General features: G+C 70.0%; 16 protein-coding genes and 1 tRNA gene. 7 read left to right on the top strand and 10 right to left on the bottom strand.

Going from position 1 to position 15,640, the window contains the following annotated elements; genetic code table 11:
* Positions 1–68 precede the first annotated feature (68 nt).
* The 7 genes from PQV94_RS09670 to idi are packed head-to-tail and all read right to left on the bottom strand — an operon-like array spanning position 69 to position 5,606.
* Positions 69–953 (bottom strand): prenyltransferase, encoded by an 885-nt coding sequence (locus tag PQV94_RS09670; RefSeq protein WP_274285643.1) that lies wholly within the window; start codon positions 951–953, stop codon positions 69–71.
* On the bottom strand, positions 950–1,255 hold the full coding sequence (locus PQV94_RS09665) for a lycopene cyclase domain-containing protein (RefSeq protein WP_274285642.1): 306 nt from the start codon (positions 1,253–1,255) through the stop codon (positions 950–952). Before PQV94_RS09665 ends, PQV94_RS09670 begins: the two co-directional genes overlap by 4 nt.
* Positions 1,252–1,578, bottom strand: coding sequence for a lycopene cyclase domain-containing protein (locus PQV94_RS09660; protein ID WP_274285641.1), 327 nt, complete (start codon positions 1,576–1,578; stop codon positions 1,252–1,254). Before PQV94_RS09660 ends, PQV94_RS09665 begins: the two co-directional genes overlap by 4 nt.
* Positions 1,578–3,131 carry a phytoene desaturase family protein gene (crtI, locus tag PQV94_RS09655; protein WP_274285640.1) on the bottom strand — a complete coding sequence of 518 codons (1,554 nt, stop codon included), beginning with the start codon at positions 3,129–3,131 and terminating at the stop codon, positions 1,578–1,580. Before crtI ends, PQV94_RS09660 begins: the two co-directional genes overlap by 1 nt.
* Complete coding sequence (locus PQV94_RS09650; RefSeq protein WP_274285639.1) at positions 3,128–4,000, bottom strand: phytoene/squalene synthase family protein; 873 nt, start codon at positions 3,998–4,000, stop codon at positions 3,128–3,130. The genes crtI and PQV94_RS09650 overlap by 4 nt, the downstream gene beginning before the upstream one ends.
* Positions 3,997–5,055: a polyprenyl synthetase family protein gene (locus PQV94_RS09645; protein WP_274285638.1), complete on the bottom strand. Its 1,059-nt coding sequence runs from the start codon at positions 5,053–5,055 to the stop codon at positions 3,997–3,999. The genes PQV94_RS09650 and PQV94_RS09645 overlap by 4 nt, the downstream gene beginning before the upstream one ends.
* Positions 5,052–5,606 (bottom strand): isopentenyl-diphosphate Delta-isomerase, encoded by a 555-nt coding sequence (idi, locus tag PQV94_RS09640; protein ID WP_274285637.1) that lies wholly within the window; start codon positions 5,604–5,606, stop codon positions 5,052–5,054. The genes PQV94_RS09645 and idi overlap by 4 nt, the downstream gene beginning before the upstream one ends.
* 76 nt (positions 5,607–5,682) lie before the next feature.
* Here idi and PQV94_RS09635 point away from each other — a divergent pair, with 76 nt between their 5' ends.
* Together PQV94_RS09635 and PQV94_RS09630 are read left to right on the top strand one after the other, a co-directional pair.
* Positions 5,683–6,165, top strand: a complete 483-nt coding sequence (locus PQV94_RS09635; protein WP_274285636.1) for a MarR family winged helix-turn-helix transcriptional regulator — start codon at positions 5,683–5,685, stop codon at positions 6,163–6,165.
* 33 nt (positions 6,166–6,198) lie between these two features.
* A complete protein-coding gene (locus PQV94_RS09630; protein WP_274285635.1) occupies positions 6,199–6,459 on the top strand; it encodes a hypothetical protein in 261 nt (86 codons plus the stop codon).
* A 126-nt stretch (positions 6,460–6,585) separates the two neighbouring features.
* Here PQV94_RS09630 and PQV94_RS09625 read toward each other — a convergent pair.
* Positions 6,586–6,659: transfer RNA gene (locus PQV94_RS09625), tRNA-Met, on the bottom strand.
* A gap of 86 nt (positions 6,660–6,745) precedes the next feature.
* Between PQV94_RS09625 and PQV94_RS09620 the strand changes: the two genes are divergently transcribed.
* Complete coding sequence (locus PQV94_RS09620) at positions 6,746–7,549, top strand: carbon-nitrogen hydrolase family protein (RefSeq protein ID WP_274285634.1); 804 nt, start codon at positions 6,746–6,748, stop codon at positions 7,547–7,549.
* 1 nt (position 7,550) lies between these two features.
* On the opposite strand, the gene PQV94_RS09615 is transcribed toward PQV94_RS09620, so the two are convergent.
* On the bottom strand, positions 7,551–8,750 hold the full coding sequence (locus PQV94_RS09615; RefSeq protein ID WP_274285633.1) for a pyridoxal phosphate-dependent aminotransferase: 1,200 nt from the start codon (positions 8,748–8,750) through the stop codon (positions 7,551–7,553).
* 98 nt (positions 8,751–8,848) lie between these two features.
* On the opposite strand from PQV94_RS09615, the gene PQV94_RS09610 reads away from it, so the two are divergent.
* Genes PQV94_RS09610 through PQV94_RS09600 form a run of 3 tightly spaced genes read left to right on the top strand, consistent with a single transcriptional unit; the run spans position 8,849 to position 13,107 of the window.
* Complete coding sequence (locus PQV94_RS09610; protein ID WP_274285632.1) at positions 8,849–10,357, top strand: S1C family serine protease; 1,509 nt, start codon at positions 8,849–8,851, stop codon at positions 10,355–10,357.
* 48 nt (positions 10,358–10,405) lie between these two features.
* Entirely contained in the window at positions 10,406–11,662 is a 1,257-nt protein-coding gene (locus tag PQV94_RS09605) for a CDP-glycerol glycerophosphotransferase family protein (protein WP_274285631.1), read from the top strand.
* Entirely contained in the window at positions 11,659–13,107 is a 1,449-nt protein-coding gene (locus PQV94_RS09600) for a CDP-glycerol glycerophosphotransferase family protein (RefSeq protein WP_274285630.1), read from the top strand. Before PQV94_RS09605 ends, PQV94_RS09600 begins: the two co-directional genes overlap by 4 nt.
* 1 nt (position 13,108) lies before the next feature.
* Here PQV94_RS09600 and PQV94_RS09595 read toward each other — a convergent pair whose 3' ends face one another.
* A complete protein-coding gene (locus PQV94_RS09595) occupies positions 13,109–14,203 on the bottom strand; it encodes a glycosyltransferase family 2 protein (RefSeq protein ID WP_274285629.1) in 1,095 nt (364 codons plus the stop codon).
* 40 nt (positions 14,204–14,243) lie between these two features.
* On the opposite strand from PQV94_RS09595, the gene PQV94_RS09590 reads away from it, so the two are divergent.
* On the top strand, positions 14,244–15,527 hold the full coding sequence (locus PQV94_RS09590; protein WP_274285628.1) for a CDP-glycerol glycerophosphotransferase family protein: 1,284 nt from the start codon (positions 14,244–14,246) through the stop codon (positions 15,525–15,527).
* The last annotated feature ends 113 nt before the right edge of the window (positions 15,528–15,640 follow it).

The following is a 15,640-nucleotide window of genomic DNA, read 5'->3' as shown; positions in this document are numbered from 1 at the left end:
CGCCGGTCCCGCATTCCGCGGGGCCGGCGCGCTCGTCTTCACCACCCCGGGAGGTGGTGAGGGGAGCGTCAGGCGGTGAGGAAGGCGTACCAGATGAGCAGCAGGGTGGTGCCGAAACCGCCCAGCTGGTTGAGCCAGAGGAACCGCCGCCAGCCGATGGTCGCCCGCTCGCAGGTCTCATCGGTGATCGAGCGGTAGGGCCACAGGGCGAGCAGATACGGGATGACGAGCAGCCCGCCGAGCGGCCCCGGCCACGCGGAGGCGAGCATCACGAGGCCGGCCGCGAGATAGCACCCGAGCGCGAACCACACGGTCCACCGCGCGCCTCGCACCGTCGCGATCGAGGAGATCCCGGCCTCGCGGTCGGCGGTGACGTCCTGCACCGCGCCGAACGCGTGCGAGGCGACGCCCCAGAGCGCGAAGGCGACGATGACGGCGATGAGCCCCGGTGTGAAGGCAGCGCCCGCCAGGACGAGCCCATAGACAGCGGGCGAGAAGAAGTGGATGCTGCTCGTCATCGAATCGGCGAACGGCACCTCCTTGAGGCGCAGCGGCGGCGCCGAGTAGAACACCACGAAGAACAGGCTGATCGCGAGCACGAGCCAGGATGCGGGCGAGCCGACCGCGACGAGGTACACGACGAACGGCAGGCACGACAGCGTCGCCGCCCACAGTGTGATCCGGTGCATCCGCCGATCGAGGACGGCGCCGTGAGCTCCGCCCTTGCGCGGATTGCGAAGATCCGACTCGTAGTCGAAGACGTCGTTCACGCCGTACATCGCGAGGTTGTACGGGACGAGGAAGAACAGCGTGCCGACGATGAGCGTCAGATCCACCGTGCGCGTGGTCATCACGACGGCCGCGGCGAACGGGAACGCCGTGTTGATCCAGCTCACGGGGCGTGACGAGACGAACAGCGTGCGCAGCACGCCGGCGGGGCGGAGGTCGGTCATTCGGTCTTCCGAGTCGGGAGCAGCGAGAGCACGGCGGGAACGCCGAATGCTGCGCACAGGGGATAGGAGAAGTCCTCGATCGGCGCGAGTCCGATCCGGATGCCGCTGAGATGCTCCGCGGGGTAGGTGAACAGGTCGAGGGCGATCATCACGTTATCGAAGACCGCGGTCAGCGCGAACAGCGCGACGGCGGCGACGACACTGGCCCGCATCCTTCGCGCGAAACCGGGCCGGCGGGCGCTGGCGGCGGTGACCACGGCAGTCACCAGCACGAAGGGGAGCACGATCAGCGGATAGGTCATGCCGTGTCCCGTCGGCGCCTCGTGACACGCAGGGATGCAGCGTGCACGACGAGGGCGAGATAGCACAGGAACGCGAGGAAAACCGGTTCTTCGAGCGGGAGGTGAGGCGCGAGATCGAAGCCGACGAGAAGAGGGCTGCCTCCCTTGACGAAGACACCGGTGGCGATGCCGACCGCGTCCCAGACGACGAAGAAGGCGGTCCCGATGGCGACGGCTGTCGCGGTGCGCCGCGGATGGGCCCAGAGGGCCAGTCGGAAGCGAGCATCCAGAGCGGCCACCCCGGCGATGCTGACCAGCAGCGCCAGCAGGTAGAGGCCCGGCATCACACCGCCTCGGCCACCGGCTCGGGGAGAGGGCCGGCGGAGCGATCGCCGCGCATCCGCTTGACGACGAGCTCGGCGGAGATCAGGCACATCGGAAGCCCGATCCCCGGCAGCACGGAAGCGCCCGCGTAGTACAGCCCCTCCACCTTGGCCGAGGCGTTGCGGGGCCGGAACAGGGCGCTCTGCGTGAGCGGATGCGCGAGGCCCAGGGCATTGCCGCGCCAGGCGTGCAGGTCACTCTCGAAGTCGCCGGGGGCGATCGTGCGACGTACGACGACACGATCACGCAGGTCCGGGACCCCGCACCAGGCCGCGATCTGGTCGATGGCCGCATCAGCCGCGCGTTCGATGACCACGTCGCCCGCCCCGTCGACGCCGCCGTGGCCGAGGCCCGGGTCGGCGGGGATCGGTACGAGCACGAAGAGGTTCTCGTGGGCCTCAGGTGCGACGGAGGGGTCGGTCGCACTGGGCCGGCAGACGTAGAGCGACGCCGGATCCGGGATGCGGGTCGTGTCGCCGAAGATGGCGGCGAAGTTCGTGCGCCAGTCCTCGGTGAACAGGAGCGTGTGGTGGGAGAGTTCGGGCAGCTCGCCCTTCACGCCCAGCAGCACGAGCAGTGCGCCGTAGCTCGGGGTCTTCGATCGCCACCAGGACTCCGGGTAGGTGCGGTAGCGCTCGGGGACGAGGCGCGTCTCCGTGTGGTGCAGATCGGCGGTGGAGACCACGGCGTCGGCGTCGAAGCGGCGGCCGTCGGCCGTGATGACGCCGCGCGCGACACCGTCGGCGACGAGGATGCGCTCCACGTTCGCGCCGGTCTCGATGGTGACGCCGCGATCGGCGGCGAGACGCGCGATGGCATCGATCAGCGCGGTGAAGCCGCCCTGCGGATAGCGCACCCGGTCATCCAGATCGAGGTGGCTCATGAGGTGATAGAGACTCGACAGCTGGTACGGCGAGCCGCCGAGGAAGACGCCGGCATAGCCGAGGATCTGACGCAGCCGCGTGTCGGTGAAGCGCTTGTCGATCCTGGACTGCAGCGGCTGGGTGAGCAGACGCGTCAGGTGGCCCAGCCGGCGCAGGATCGCAGGGTCGGTCAAGTTGCCGAGCGACTCGTACGTGTCGTAGAGGAAGCGGTCGACCGCGAGATCGTACGCCTCACCGGCCGAGTCGAGGTACGCATCCAGACGTGCGCCCGCGCCCGGCTCGATCGACTCGAACAGGGCGGTCGCCTCCTCGCGGCCCGACACGACATCGACGGGTGCCTCGTCGAGGTGGGATTCGGCGTAGACGCGGTAGGCCGGGACGAGATCGACGAGGTCGAGCTGCTCCGCGGTCGTCGTGCCGAGCAGGCGGAAGAAGTGGTCGAACACCTCCGGCATCAGGTACCAGCTCGGGCCGGTGTCGAAGCGGAAGCCGTCGCGCTCCCACGAGCCCGCTCGGCCGCCCACCGCGTCACGCCCCTCGAGAAGGGTCACATCGTGCCCGTCGCTCGCGAGCAAGGCGGCCGTGGCGAGCCCCGCAATCCCGCCTCCGATGACGACGGTGCGACTCATGAGCGTTCCTTCAGGGGTGCGGCGCCCAGCCAGGCGCGGGCGGCGAGAACGGCTTTCTGTGATGTGGGCACGCGCACGCGGCCGTCCTCGGTCGCCCCGCGCAGGCGCACGGAGAGTGCGGCGAAGAGATCGTGGGCAGCGGTGACGGCTCTGCGGCAGTCCGGGGGCAGGAGCGGGATGGTGGCGGCGGCGGTGGCGAGGTCTCGGTCGATCCGGTCGAGCACGTCGTCCCGTGTGCGCTCGACGCCGTCGACGGCGAGGTAGTCGCGGCCGAGGGCTCCCGCATCGTGCTCCAGGTCCCGAAGGAAGTTGACGTCCTGGAACGCGCGCCCGAGAGCGCGGGCGCCGGCGACAAGGTCGGCCGGGGGAGCGGAGGGGGAGCGGCGTCCGGCATTCTCGAAGACGGCGAGACACATCAGCCCCACCACCTCGGCCGAACCGTAGACGTAGGCATCGTGCGACACGTCGTCGTGCTCGCGCACGCCGAGATCCGTGCGCATGGAGGCGAAGAACGGCGCGGTCAGGTCGTCGCCGATTCCGCACTCGCGGGCGGTCAGGGCGAACGCGTGCACGACGAGGTTCGCGCTGAAGCCCCGCTCGACGGCTGCCCGGGTCTCCTGCTCGAACGCGTCGAGGACCTCCTCCTGCCGCTCGCGATCCAGCCCGGCCTCGCCGGCCGGCCCGTCCACGATCTCGTCCGCGACGCGAACGAGTGCGTAGACGTTGCGGATGTGGGCTCGGGTGCGCGCGCTGAGCAGCCCTGTCGCGAGGGCGAAAGAGGTGGAGTACGCGCGGATGACGGATGCGGCCGCTGCCACCGCCGTGCGGTCGTAGAGGGACAGCCCGCTCGGCTGGTCGCGCGCGCTCACGGCATCCGCTCCGCGATGCGGGTCGCGAGCTCGTCGACGAGCGCGAGGGCTGCCGGGGAGAGCGTGGCGGCGTCGGCCCGTGCGGAGCGCAGGGTCTCGTCGATGAGGACGGCGAGGCGTTCGCGTGCGCCGGTCGCGTCCAACGCGCGCTGTGCGGCCAGCACGGCCACCGGACCCGTGTGCGCGACCGCGAGCGCCTCAGCGACCGCGTCGCGGCCCGCTCCCTGCTGCGCCAGGACGACGAGGGGGGTGCGCTTGGCCTCGCGAAGGTCGCTGCCCACATCCCGACCGGCCTGGTCGGCCGTGCCGAAGGCGCCGATCAGGTCATCGACGAGCTGGAAGGCGAGCCCCAATGCGCCGCCGGCCCGGCGAAGGGCCTCCAGCTCGGGCTCGCTCGCGCCGGCGAGCAGCGCACCTGCACGAAGCGGCGCGTCGAAGGAGTAGACCGCGGTCTTGTCGTGCGCGGTCGTGAGCACGGATGCCGCCTCGGCGGCGTGCAGGCCGAGCGCGTTCTCGACGTCGGCGAGCTCGCCGGCGGCCGAGACCGAAACGGCGTCGTCGAAGAGCTCCACGAGAGCCGTCCGGGTGGCGGCGGGAACGTCGACCAGCGCGAGGATGCGGGTGGCTTCGTACAGCAGCAGGTCGCCGCCGAGGATCGCTGCCGCGTCGCCGAGATCGTCGGCGCCGGAGGCCGACGCGCCGGCGGCTGTGGCGCGCGTGCGGAACTCCCCGGAGATGTTCAGCACGCCACGACGCTGGACGTCGTGGTCGATCACGTCGTCGTGGACGACGAACGCCGCGTGCAGCAGCTCGAAGGCCGCAGCGACCTCGTAGACCGCGGGCAGCGCCTGGTCCGCCCCGTCGAATGCGAGATACGCGCCCACGACGTTGGCCGGCCGGAAGCGCTTTCCTCCGGTGGCCGCGCGCGTGACCGCGGCGGTGAGCGCGGCGTAGGCGTCTGCGCCGTCGGTCGCACGGCGACGAATGCGGGCGAGAGCCGCATCGACCGCCGCGTCGATCCCGGCGCGGTTGTCCGCGCTGAGCCAGGAGATCATCGGGCCCCTGCCTGTATCCGTCGCTGGGCGACGAACAGATCGAGCTGACGTGCTTGCAGCACGAGCCAGGGGCTGAACGCCCACTCGGCCGCATCCAGCGCGGTCACGAGGTCGGCGGGGTGCACCCATTGCGTCTCGAGCACCTCGAGCGGATTGGGTTGCGGCAGGTTCTCGGCGCGGGCGATGTACACAGGGCAGATCTCGTTCTCGACGATCCCGCTCGCGTCGGTGGCGCGGTACCGGAAGAGCGGGAGGGCGAGTTCGATGTCGGTCAGGCGGAGTCCGAGCTCGGAGTCGGCGTGGCGCTTCACGGCGTTCAGGACGGGCTCGGCGGGTCGCGGGTGTCCGCAGAAGGAGTTCGTCCAGACGCCCGGCCAGGTGCGCTTGTGCAGGGCTCGGCGGGTGACGAGGACCCGACCTTCGTCATCCAGAACATGGCAGGAGAACGCGAGATGCAGCGCGGTGTCTGTACCGTGGACACTGCTCTTGGGCGCAGTCCCGATCTGGTTGCCCTCGTCATCCACAAGAATGACCTGTTCGATCTCGTCCATACGCCCTTCCATTTTGCTAGCTTTACTAGCTAACCGAGTTCGATCGAGCATACATACGGCCTGAGGGGGTGTCCACATGGCGAGTCCCGCTGACGTCGACCATACGTCGCGTGATATGGATCGCGCAGTATGGCGCGTCCTGTCGGCCGTGCGCGCCTTCAGCGACGCCATGGATCGCATGTACAGCGGCATGAAGGGCGACATGGACATGAACGCCACCGACCTTGCCGCCCTGCGCATGCTCATCATCCGCGAACAGCGGGGACAGGACGTCAGCCCGCACGACATCGCGCGACACCTGCGGATCTCCACCGCCTCCACCACGAAGCTGGTGGATCGTCTCGAGGACTCGGGTCATGTCTTGCGCAAGCCGCATCCGGTGGATCGTCGGGCGAGACTCATCTCGTTGACCGACAAGTCCCGCACCGACTTCACCCACCACTTCCGCGACAGCATCGATGCGATGCGGGATGTCGCGTTCGATTACTCGCCGACGGAGCTCGCTGTGATCGCCGACTTCATCGAACGTCTGTCGGTCGGCATTGACCCCGACGCCTGAGGGCGGGAGAATCCCAGAGGGAGGAACAGTCCGATGAGCAGTGAGAACTATCGCTACTCGCTCATAACGCGACTGAAGGTGCTGTTCTCTCCCGTGCGTCTGGTTCTGTTCCTCGCGTCGGTTGTGTGGCTGGTGGCACTCAACGCAATCTACATTTCGAACCTCGGCCAGCCTGAATGGGCTGGCCCCGCATCCGTCCTTCCCATCATCACGTGGGTCGCCTGGATGATCATCACCGACTGGCAACAACGAAGCGCCACGAAGAGAAGTCCTAGCGTGCACCTGCGCAAGTGATCAGCCCGACGTTCGCTTCCGTCGGGAGCCTTGTCCGGCGCGTTCTGGCCTATGAGCCGAGCCCCCCGAGCAGGGTTCCCGGGCAAAGCAGAAGGCCCGGATCCGAGGATCCGGGCCTTCTTTTTGTTGCGGGGACAGGATTTGAACCTGCGACCTCTGGGTTATGAGCCCAGCGAGCTACCGAACTGCTCCACCCCGCGGCACAAGAGATAACACTAGCACGCGTTCGAGTAGTGCGCGAATCGAGGCGGTTGCCGAGGCCCCTCTGGGCCGGGAGGATGGGGGAGTGCCCGCCGTTCTCTCCCTCGCCGTCGCGCAGTTCGCGCCGGTAGCCGACCGCGTCGCCAACCTGGATCGCATCCGTCTCCTCGCCGCGCAGGCCGCCTCGCGCGGGGCCCGTGTGCTGGTGCTTCCGGAGTACAGCAGCTTCTTCGTCGAACCGTTCGACGCGTCGCTGCGCAAGAACGCCGAGCCCGGGCTCGACGGGCCGTTCGTGCGGGGTCTGCGCGAGATCGCCCTGCGGGAGGATCTCACCCTGGTGGCGGGTCTGGTCGAGGCGGCGGACGCGGACCGCGTGTACAACACGGTCGTCGCCGTCGATGCCTCCGGGGTGGTCGCGAGCTACCGCAAGCAGCACCTCTACGACGCCTTCGGGCAGCGCGAGTCGGATTGGGTCGCGCCGGGAGACCTCGACGAGCCGCAGACCTTCACTGTCGACGGCGTCGTCTTCGGCATCATGACCTGCTACGACCTGCGCTTCCCCGAGGCGGCCCGACGCATCGTCGACGCCGGTGCCCATGTCATCCTCGTGCCGGCCGAATGGGTTCGCGGTCCGCTGAAGGAGCAGCAGTGGCAGACGCTGCTCGCAGCGCGCGCGATCGAGAGCACGGCGTTCGTCGCGGCGGCGGATCACCCCGCCCCGCTCGGCGTCGGCCACTCCGCCATCCTCGACCCGCAGGGTGTGACACTGGCCGGGCTTGCCGCGGGAGAGGGGCTCGCGGTCGCACCGATCGACCTCGACGAGCTGGCGCGCATTCGCGCTGTGAACCCGGCGCTGCAGCTGCGGCGCTACCGCGTCCTCCCGCGCTGACTCAGGCCAGCGCTGCGAGGCGCCGCACCGCCTCCGCGATGACGTCGGGGCGCTTGCAGGCGGCGAACCGGACGAGGCTCTCGTACTCGTGGCGTCGCTCAGGTGTGGCGAACGCCGTCAGCGGTATCGCCACGACCCCGGCCTCGTGCGGCAGTCGGCGGCAGAACTCGTGGGCGTCGCTCACGCCGAGCGGGGCCGCATCCGCCACTGTGAAGTACGAGCCACCGGCGCGGAAAGGCACGAACCCGGCGGCGCTGAGCCCCTCGCGCAGCATGTCGCGCTTGCGCTGCAGCGCGGCGCCGACGCCGGCGAAGAACGCGTCGTCCAGGCGCAGTCCCGCAGCGACGGCAGGCTGGAACGGGGCGCCGTTGACGTACGTCAGGAACTGCTTGATCGTGAGTACGGCGTCGATGAGGGATGCGGGCCCTGTGGCCCAGCCGATCTTCCATCCCGTCACCGAGAACGTCTTGCCCGCGGACGAGATCGATATCGTGCGCTCGGCGGCACCCGGCAATGTCGCGATGGGCACATGGCGGCGGCCGTCGAACACCAGATGCTCGTACACCTCGTCGGTCACGATGATCGCGTCGTGCCGATGTGCGAGGCGCACGATCTCCGCACGCACCTCGTCGGTGAACACGACGCCCGTGGGATTGTGGGGATCGTTGAGCAGGATGACGCGGGTGCGGTCCGTGACGGCGGCGGCGAGCTGATCGAGGTCCGGCTGGAAACCGGGCCATCGAAGGGGCACGGTCACGAGCGTGGCGCCGGCCAGCGCCACATCCGCCGCATATGCGTCGTAATGGGGTTCGAAGACGACGACCTCGTCGCCCGGACCCACGAGCGCGAGGAGCGTGGCGGCAAGCGCTTCGGTGGCCCCCGCGGTGACGAGCACCTCGCGACCGGGATCGACCTGCAACCCATAGAACCGCGCTTGGTGCTCGGCGATCGCGAGGCGGAGATCCGCCGTGCCGCGACCGGGCGAGTACTGGTTGACCCCCGCCGCGATGGCGTCGCGCGCGACGTCGAGGAGTTCGGCAGGCCCGTCCTCATCGGGGAAGCCCTGACCCAGGTTGACGGCACCGGTCTCGGCCGCCAGAGCGCTCATCTCTGCGAAGATCGTAGGGGCGGGGATGCCGTCCGGGCCGAGGAGTCCGGCGCCCGCGGCCACCCTTTGCCACGGCGCGTTCTGGTTTCGCATTCAGCACACGTTAGTCCCATAGGGCTGTCCCAAGGCTGGCATAGGAAAACCACAGAGACGACGGTCACAGTGAAGATCGCCTGTCAGAAGGAGCAACCATGAGTGACAACCAGGGCTCCCGCCCCGAATCCGAAGACTCTGTGTCCGAACCCGTCACGCCTGCCGCATCGCCGCAGCCGGCATCCTCGTCCGACGTGCCGCCGACCCCGGCCGCGACCGGACCCGCCGCCCCCTCCATGCCGCCCCGTCCGCCCTACCCCGCCGCGTACCCGAAGGCGCCCGCGGGCTACGGCGCTCCGGCGGCCGGCCCCGCGGGCACCGGCCAGGCGTTCGGTCCCGGCGCTCAGACCGCACCGACGCTGCCGCTGAACAGCCCGGCGCCGTCGACGCCGGCGCCGGCTCGCAAGAAGTCCACCGCCGGCCGCACGGTCGGCCTGCTCGTCGCCGCGGCGCTCGTCGGCGGCGCGGCAGGCGTCGGTGGAACCTACGCCGGCATCAGCATGTGGGGTCAGACCCAGACGACGGCGGCCAGCAGCCCCACCGTCGTGACGGTCAACGACACCCAGAAGGTCAACAATGTCACCGCGGTGGCCGCCAAGGTGCTGCCCAGTGTCGTGACGATCTCGGCCACCGCGAGCAACGGCGGCGGCACGGGCAGCGGTGTCGTCCTCTCCGCGGACGGCTACGTGCTCACCAACACGCACGTCGTGACGCTGGACGGTGCCACCGCCGACCCGACGCTCTCGGTCACGACCTCCGACGGCAAGGTCTACAAGGCCACGGTCGTGGGCACCGACCCGACGTACGACCTCGCGGTCATCAAGCTGACGGACGCATCCGGGCTGACCCCGATCGACTTCGCGGACTCGAGCAAGCTCAACGTGGGAGACCAGGCGATCGCTCTCGGCGCCCCCCTGGGCCTCGACAACACGGTCACGACCGGCATCGTCAGCGCCCTGAACCGCTCCATCGAGATCGCCTCGTCGGCTGCGCCCGACGACTCCTCCACCAAGGAGGACGGCGGTCAGGGCCAGCAGGAGAGCCCGTTCCAGTTCGACTTCGGCCAGGGGCAGCAGCAACAGCAGCAGTCCACGAACGCCACGATCAAGATCGCGGTCATCCAGACGGATGCGGCGATCAACCCGGGCAACTCGGGCGGCGCGCTGGTGGACTCCGACGGCAAGCTGATCGGTATCAACGTGGCCATCGCGTCCTCCGGCGGCAGCTCGTCGGGCGGTCAGTCGGGCAACATCGGCGTCGGCTTCTCGATCCCCGCCAACATCGCCCAGCGCGTGGCGGACGAGATCATCAAGGACGGCAGCGCCACGCACGGCCTGCTGGGAGCGACCGTCGCCGACGCCGCCTCGCAGAAGAACGCCACGATCCAGGGCGCCTACATCCAGGACGTGTCCTCGGGCGGCGCGGCCGCCGGTGCGGGGCTTCGCTCCGGAGACATCGTCACGGAGTTCAACGGGGTGCCCGTCACCAACGCGATCGACCTCACCGCTCAGGTACGTGCGGCTGCCGGTGGCTCCGAGGCGACGCTGAGCTACGTCCGTGACGGTAAGACCGAGACGGCGAAGCTGACGCTGGGCACGCTGCAGTAACCACGCCGCTGGGACGGTGCGGACGCCACCTCGCGATAGGCTCGCGAGGTGGCGTCCTTCTCGTTCGGCGACGGCAATGCGAAGAAGCTGCTCGCCATTCCGCTGTATGCGGCCGGGCGAGCGCTGACGCTGCTCGTGCCACGGGCCCGCGGGAGGTGGGTCTTCGGATCGGCCGCCGGGATCGCAGACGGCGCGCTCGCGCTCTGGCACGAGACGGCAGCGCGCGGCCACCGCGCCGTCTGGCTCATCCGCACCGAGGAGCAGGCCAGGGATGCGGCATCCCGCGGCATCCCGCACGTCCGCGCCGATTCGCTCCGCGGGCTCTGGCTCACCGCGCGCGCCGAGGTCGTGGTCGTCACGCACGGGTTCGGCGATGTCAACCGCTACGCGGTGTCCGGGTCGTACCTCGTGCAGCTGTGGCATGGCATCCCGCTCAAGCGCATCGGCATCGACTCACCCGAGACCCTCCGCAGCTCCCTCCTGCCCTCTTCCCGTCTCGTGCGGGGTCTGCTCGCGTGCATGTACCGCAGCGCGACGCGACGGATCCGCCTCCTGCCTGCCGCCTCGCACCTCGTGCGCGGCCGCCTCGAGTCGGCGTTCTCGCTCGACGATTCGCGCGTGCCCGTCGTCGGAGAGCCCCGCGTCGACGTGCTGTCGCGGGGGAGTGCCGCCGAACGCCGCGAGAGCGCTCGTGGTCAGCTCGAATCGCTGCTGGGCCCGCTCGGTGACGACCGGCTGGTGCTCTACGCCCCGACCTGGCGCGACGGCGATGAGGATCCGGCGATCCCCACGGCCGCCGACTGGGTTCGGATCACCGCCGTGCTCGACGAGCACGATGCGCGGCTGATCGTCCGCCCGCATCCGCTGGGCGCTGGCGAGTACGCGCCGCCATCGGGGGCGGAGCGCGTGCATCTGCTGGGCAGCGAAGTTCTGGCCGATGTCACGCCGGTGCTTGCGGGCATGGACCTGCTCGTCACCGACTACTCGTCGCTGGCCTACGATTCTTCGCTGGTGCCGCTGCCGGTGGTCTACTTCGCGCCGGACGTGGACGACTACGCCCGTCGTCGCGGCTTCTACGGCACCTATGCGGACGTGGCGGGAACGGACGTCGCGGCGGATTGGGAGGCGGCTCTGGCGCAGATCGCGGCCGTGCTCTCCGATGATGACGTACGCCGGGCACGGCTGGAGAGCGCCAGGCGATTGGATGCGGTCATGCATGCGCACCGCGACGGCCGGAATGCCGAACGCGTCTATCGGGCCATCATGGCCGCGATCGGCGACGACTCTCGGGAGGAGACCGCATGACGACGGCGGAGTGGATCACCGGGAGCGCTCCGGCGCTCGTCCTGCGGGGCACCGGCGCGCGCCCTGAACGCGTCGAGCTGGCGGGAGCCCGCGCGCGGGTGGGGGCGTCGGTGACCGGGCGGGGCAAGACGTGGAAAGCGACGTTGACGCTCTCGGCCTCCCGCTGGGGTGGGCCGGTTCTTCCGCTGCCGAGCGGACGCTACCGGGTGCATGTCGAGCCCGCGCCCTCCGCGGACGATCCCGAGGTTCCGGAGCCCCTTGCGCTCGCGCAGCTCGGGCCGTTGCGCGCGGCGCTGACCGGGTGGGACGTCGAGATCGGACCGCCCGTCGATCCGGCGTACGACTCCGGCGAGGCCCAGGAGGCGCTCGAACGGCGCTACGCGACCGGGCGGGAGTCGTTGGAGGAGGCTGTCTTCTTCGAGAGCTTCTACGGACGAAACGCCAGCTGTAACCCGCTTGCGATCGACAGGGAGCTGCGCGAGCGGGTGCCGGGCCTCGTGCGCTACTGGAGTGTCGTCGACCTCTCCGTCGACGTTCCCGAGGGGGCGATCCCCGTCGTCGAGGGGAGCCCGGACTGGTGGCGGGCGCGGGCGGTGTCACGCCTGTTGGTGGTCAACGACTGGCTGCGTCGCCGATACGTGCGACGACCTGGACAGCACGTCGTTCAGACGTGGCACGGGTCGCCCCTCAAAAGACTGGCGCTTCATCGCCCGGGCTTCGATCCGCGGCGGGCCGTCGCCGTCGTGCGCGAATCGCGTCGGTGGGACGTGCTGCTGGCCCAGAACCCGTACGCGGCATCCATCCTGCGTCGCGCCTATGCGTTCGGTCGCCGACCGATCTGGGTCGAGGGATACCCGCGCAACGACGTGCTGCGCACGGGGGATGCAGTGGCGGTACGTGCGCGTCTCGGCATCGGCGCGGACGAACGCGTCATCCTGTACGCGCCCACCTGGCGCGACGATCGTGAGCAGATCGTCGACTTCCTGGACGCGGAGAGGCTCGCCGCCGACACCGGTGCGATCGTTCTGGTGCGCGGTCACTCGCGCACGCTGCTGCCGGGCACGGACGCCCAGGGGGCACGGGTCGTGGACGTGACGGGCTTCCCCGACACCGCCCAGCTGCTGCTGGCCGCCGACGCGCTCGTGACGGACTACTCGTCGGTGATGTTCGACTTCACCGTCACGGGAAAGCCGGTGTACTTCTTCGTCCCGGATCTCGAGGATTACCGAGGCCGCCTCCGCGGGTTCTACTTCGATCTCGCAGGGCGAGCCCCCGGGCCGCTCGTGCGCACGCAGGACGAGCTGACCCGGGCGCTGGCCGAGGACTCGGCCGCCTATGCCGACCGGTACGCCTCATGGCAGCGCGCGTTCAATGCGCGAGACGACGGCCACGCGGCTGAGCGGGTCGTCGCCCGCATCCTCGATCAGGGGCTGATCGGAGGCTGACTCACGGCAGTGGCGTGTTGCGCGAGCCGAGCCGTGAAGTGTCGACGGTGTCGCGGGCGCCCCGAACGAGCCCCTGGATGAACCCGGCCCCCCACGCGAGGTGCATCGAGGGGAGGACGCCCATCGTCCAGAGCTTGTCGCGCCATCCGCTTCCGCCACCGGGACCGAGCGCGACGCCGACCACGAGGACCGCATAGGCGACCACGGGCAGGTAGGCGATGCTCGCGATGAGCGCGGCGGCACCCGAGAGCACGCCGGTGAGCTGCAGCGCGCCGGTCACGACGGCGAGCGCCACGCAGGCCACCAGCACCGGCGGGGCGAAGAAGCGCAGGGAGTTGCGGCGGCCATAGCGGCGCACCAGCTCGCCGCGCCACGCGCCGGTGGCGCGGAACTGGCGCACGAGCCGTTGCCAGCTCTCGCGCGGCCAGTACGTCACGCGCAACGCCGGGTCGAACCAGACGCGGTAGCCGGCCCGGCGGATGCGGAGATTCAGCTCCCAGTCCTCGCCACGGCGCAGGGACTCGTCGAATCCGCCGACCTCGTCGACGACGACGCGGCGCATGACGCCGAGGTACGCCGACTCGGCAGCGCTCTCCCGGCGCCCGCCGTGATAGGCCCCGCCACCGAGGCCGAACGGGGAGTTGTAGGCGCGGGCGACGGCGCGCTGGAACGGCGTGCGACCGTCGGCCTGCATGACGCCTCCGACGTTCGCGGCGCGCACGCGGGCGAGCGTCTCGAGGGCCCTCAGCGTGTAACCGGGGGCGAGCTCGGAGTGGGCGTCGACGCGCACGATGGTGGCAAGCGTGCTGCGGGCGATCGCCAGGTTCAAACCCGTCGGGATGTCTGCGTCGGGATTGCGCACGAGCAGGATGCGCTCGTCACCGGCGGCGAGCCGCTCGGCTATCTCGTCGGTGCCGTCGGACGAGGGGCCCAGCGCCAGGATGAGTTCCATCGGGCCGGGGGTCTGCTGGGCGAGCACACTCTGCACGGCGCGTTCGAGGTAGCGCGCCTCGTTGAGCACGGGCATGACGAACGAGACCCCTGCCTCGGCGCTGGGAACCGGGGCATCACGTTGGCCCCCCGCGTCGACATGCATCCGACGATCATCCCATGCGAGCGCTGGTTAGGCTGGAAGGATGGGCCTGGCATCAGACATCCGCAAGGCGCGGGGACTTCTCCGGAAAGTCCTCGACAACCGCTCCGCCGTCCGCGAGGTGCGGGCGATGCGCACCCCGCTGCCGGTCGGCCATTTCCGCATCGGCGTCTACTTCGCCGACGGTGCCGTGAACCTGTATCAGATGCGGCAGTGGTACAAGCCGCTCCAGAAGCTCGCCGAGACGTGGCCCGTCCTGGTGCTCAGCCGGAACGCCACCTCGGCGGCGGCGATCATGACCGAGAGCGAGCTACCGGTCGCCTTCGTGCCGACCGTTCGCGACCTCGAGAAGGTCGTGGCGGCCCAGGGTCTGCGCGTCGTGCTGTATGTGAACCAGAACACGCGGAACTTCCAGATGTTCCGCTACGGGCACCGCTGGCACGTGTTCATCAACCACGGCGAGTCCGACAAGATGTACATGACCACCAACCAGTTCAAGGCGTACGACTACGCCCTGATCGCGGGGGATGCGGCGCGCGAACGCCTGGGCCGGGTGCTCTGGAACTACGACCTCGACACCCGCACGATCGAGATCGGCCGCCCGCAGGCCGATCACTACTCCGGCGTTCTGCCCTACACGCCGGATGACCGCACGGTCGTCCTGTACGCGCCGACCTGGGAGGGCGACCGGCCCTCCGCGTTCTACGGATCCATCGCCAGTCACGGAGAAGCGCTCACCTCGGCCGTCCTCGGCTCCCCGCGCCATCGCCTCATCTACCGGCCGCATCCGCGCAGCGGCGTGGTCGACCACGAGTACCTGGCGGCCCATCGACGCATCGTCGCCGCGATCGCCGCGGCCAATGCCGCCGACCCTTCTGCTCAGCACGTGTACGACGACGGACCCGAACTCGGCTGGCAGCTGGCGGCCTCGGATGTCGCGGTCGTCGACATCTCGGCCATGGTCTACGACCGCCTCGCCGCCGACAAGCCGCTGCTGATCACGCGTCCCGTCGACGAGCGCGCCGCGGTCGACACGAGCGGGTACCTCTCCGCGTGCGAGTGGCTGGATGCCGCCGATGCCCCCCGCATCCTGGAGGAGGTCGACCGCCTGGTCGGCGATCCCGAGGCCGTCGCGCGCCTGGCGTACTGGGTGGAGCACTACTTCGGCGACACCTCGCCCGGAGCTCCGACCGCACGCTTCCACGCGGCGATCGGTCGCCTCATGGATGAGTGGGATCAGTGGCACGCGCGGGCCGGCGGCGATGCGGACGACGCCGCGGCGCAGGCGGAGCTCGATTCGAACGCCGGTCGCGAAGAAGCCTCCTGACGCCGAACGCTGCTCACCGTCGTCCGTTGAGCGAGCCGCGCGCCACCTCGTCCGTTGGGCGAGCCGCGCGCCACCTCGTTCGTTGAGCGAGCCGTGCGCCACCTCGTTCGTTG

The organism is Microbacterium sp. Clip185, from assembly GCF_028743715.1.
GTDB lineage: Bacteria > Actinomycetota > Actinomycetes > Actinomycetales > Microbacteriaceae > Microbacterium.
This window is presented reverse-complemented; position numbering and strand designations above follow the sequence as displayed.

Excerpts from the sequence above, each read along its gene's own strand:
- PQV94_RS09670 (WP_274285643.1), bottom strand. The coding sequence starts at position 953 with ATGACCGACCTCCGCCCCGCCGGCGTGCTGCGCACGCTGTTCGTCTCG.
- PQV94_RS09665 (WP_274285642.1), bottom strand. The coding sequence starts at position 1,255 with ATGACCTATCCGCTGATCGTGCTCCCCTTCGTGCTGGTGACTGCCGTG.
- PQV94_RS09660 (WP_274285641.1), bottom strand. The coding sequence starts at position 1,578 with ATGCCGGGCCTCTACCTGCTGGCGCTGCTGGTCAGCATCGCCGGGGTG.
- crtI (WP_274285640.1), bottom strand. The coding sequence starts at position 3,131 with ATGAGTCGCACCGTCGTCATCGGAGGCGGGATTGCGGGGCTCGCCACG.
- PQV94_RS09645 (WP_274285638.1), bottom strand. The coding sequence starts at position 5,055 with ATGATCTCCTGGCTCAGCGCGGACAACCGCGCCGGGATCGACGCGGCG.
- idi (WP_274285637.1), bottom strand. The coding sequence starts at position 5,606 with ATGGACGAGATCGAACAGGTCATTCTTGTGGATGACGAGGGCAACCAG.
- PQV94_RS09635 (WP_274285636.1), top strand. The coding sequence starts at position 5,683 with ATGGCGAGTCCCGCTGACGTCGACCATACGTCGCGTGATATGGATCGC.
- PQV94_RS09630 (WP_274285635.1), top strand. The coding sequence starts at position 6,199 with ATGAGCAGTGAGAACTATCGCTACTCGCTCATAACGCGACTGAAGGTG.
- PQV94_RS09615 (WP_274285633.1), bottom strand. The coding sequence starts at position 8,750 with ATGCGAAACCAGAACGCGCCGTGGCAAAGGGTGGCCGCGGGCGCCGGA.
- PQV94_RS09610 (WP_274285632.1), top strand. The coding sequence starts at position 8,849 with ATGAGTGACAACCAGGGCTCCCGCCCCGAATCCGAAGACTCTGTGTCC.
- PQV94_RS09600 (WP_274285630.1), top strand. The coding sequence starts at position 11,659 with ATGACGACGGCGGAGTGGATCACCGGGAGCGCTCCGGCGCTCGTCCTG.
- PQV94_RS09595 (WP_274285629.1), bottom strand. The coding sequence starts at position 14,203 with ATGCATGTCGACGCGGGGGGCCAACGTGATGCCCCGGTTCCCAGCGCC.
- PQV94_RS09590 (WP_274285628.1), top strand. The coding sequence starts at position 14,244 with ATGGGCCTGGCATCAGACATCCGCAAGGCGCGGGGACTTCTCCGGAAA.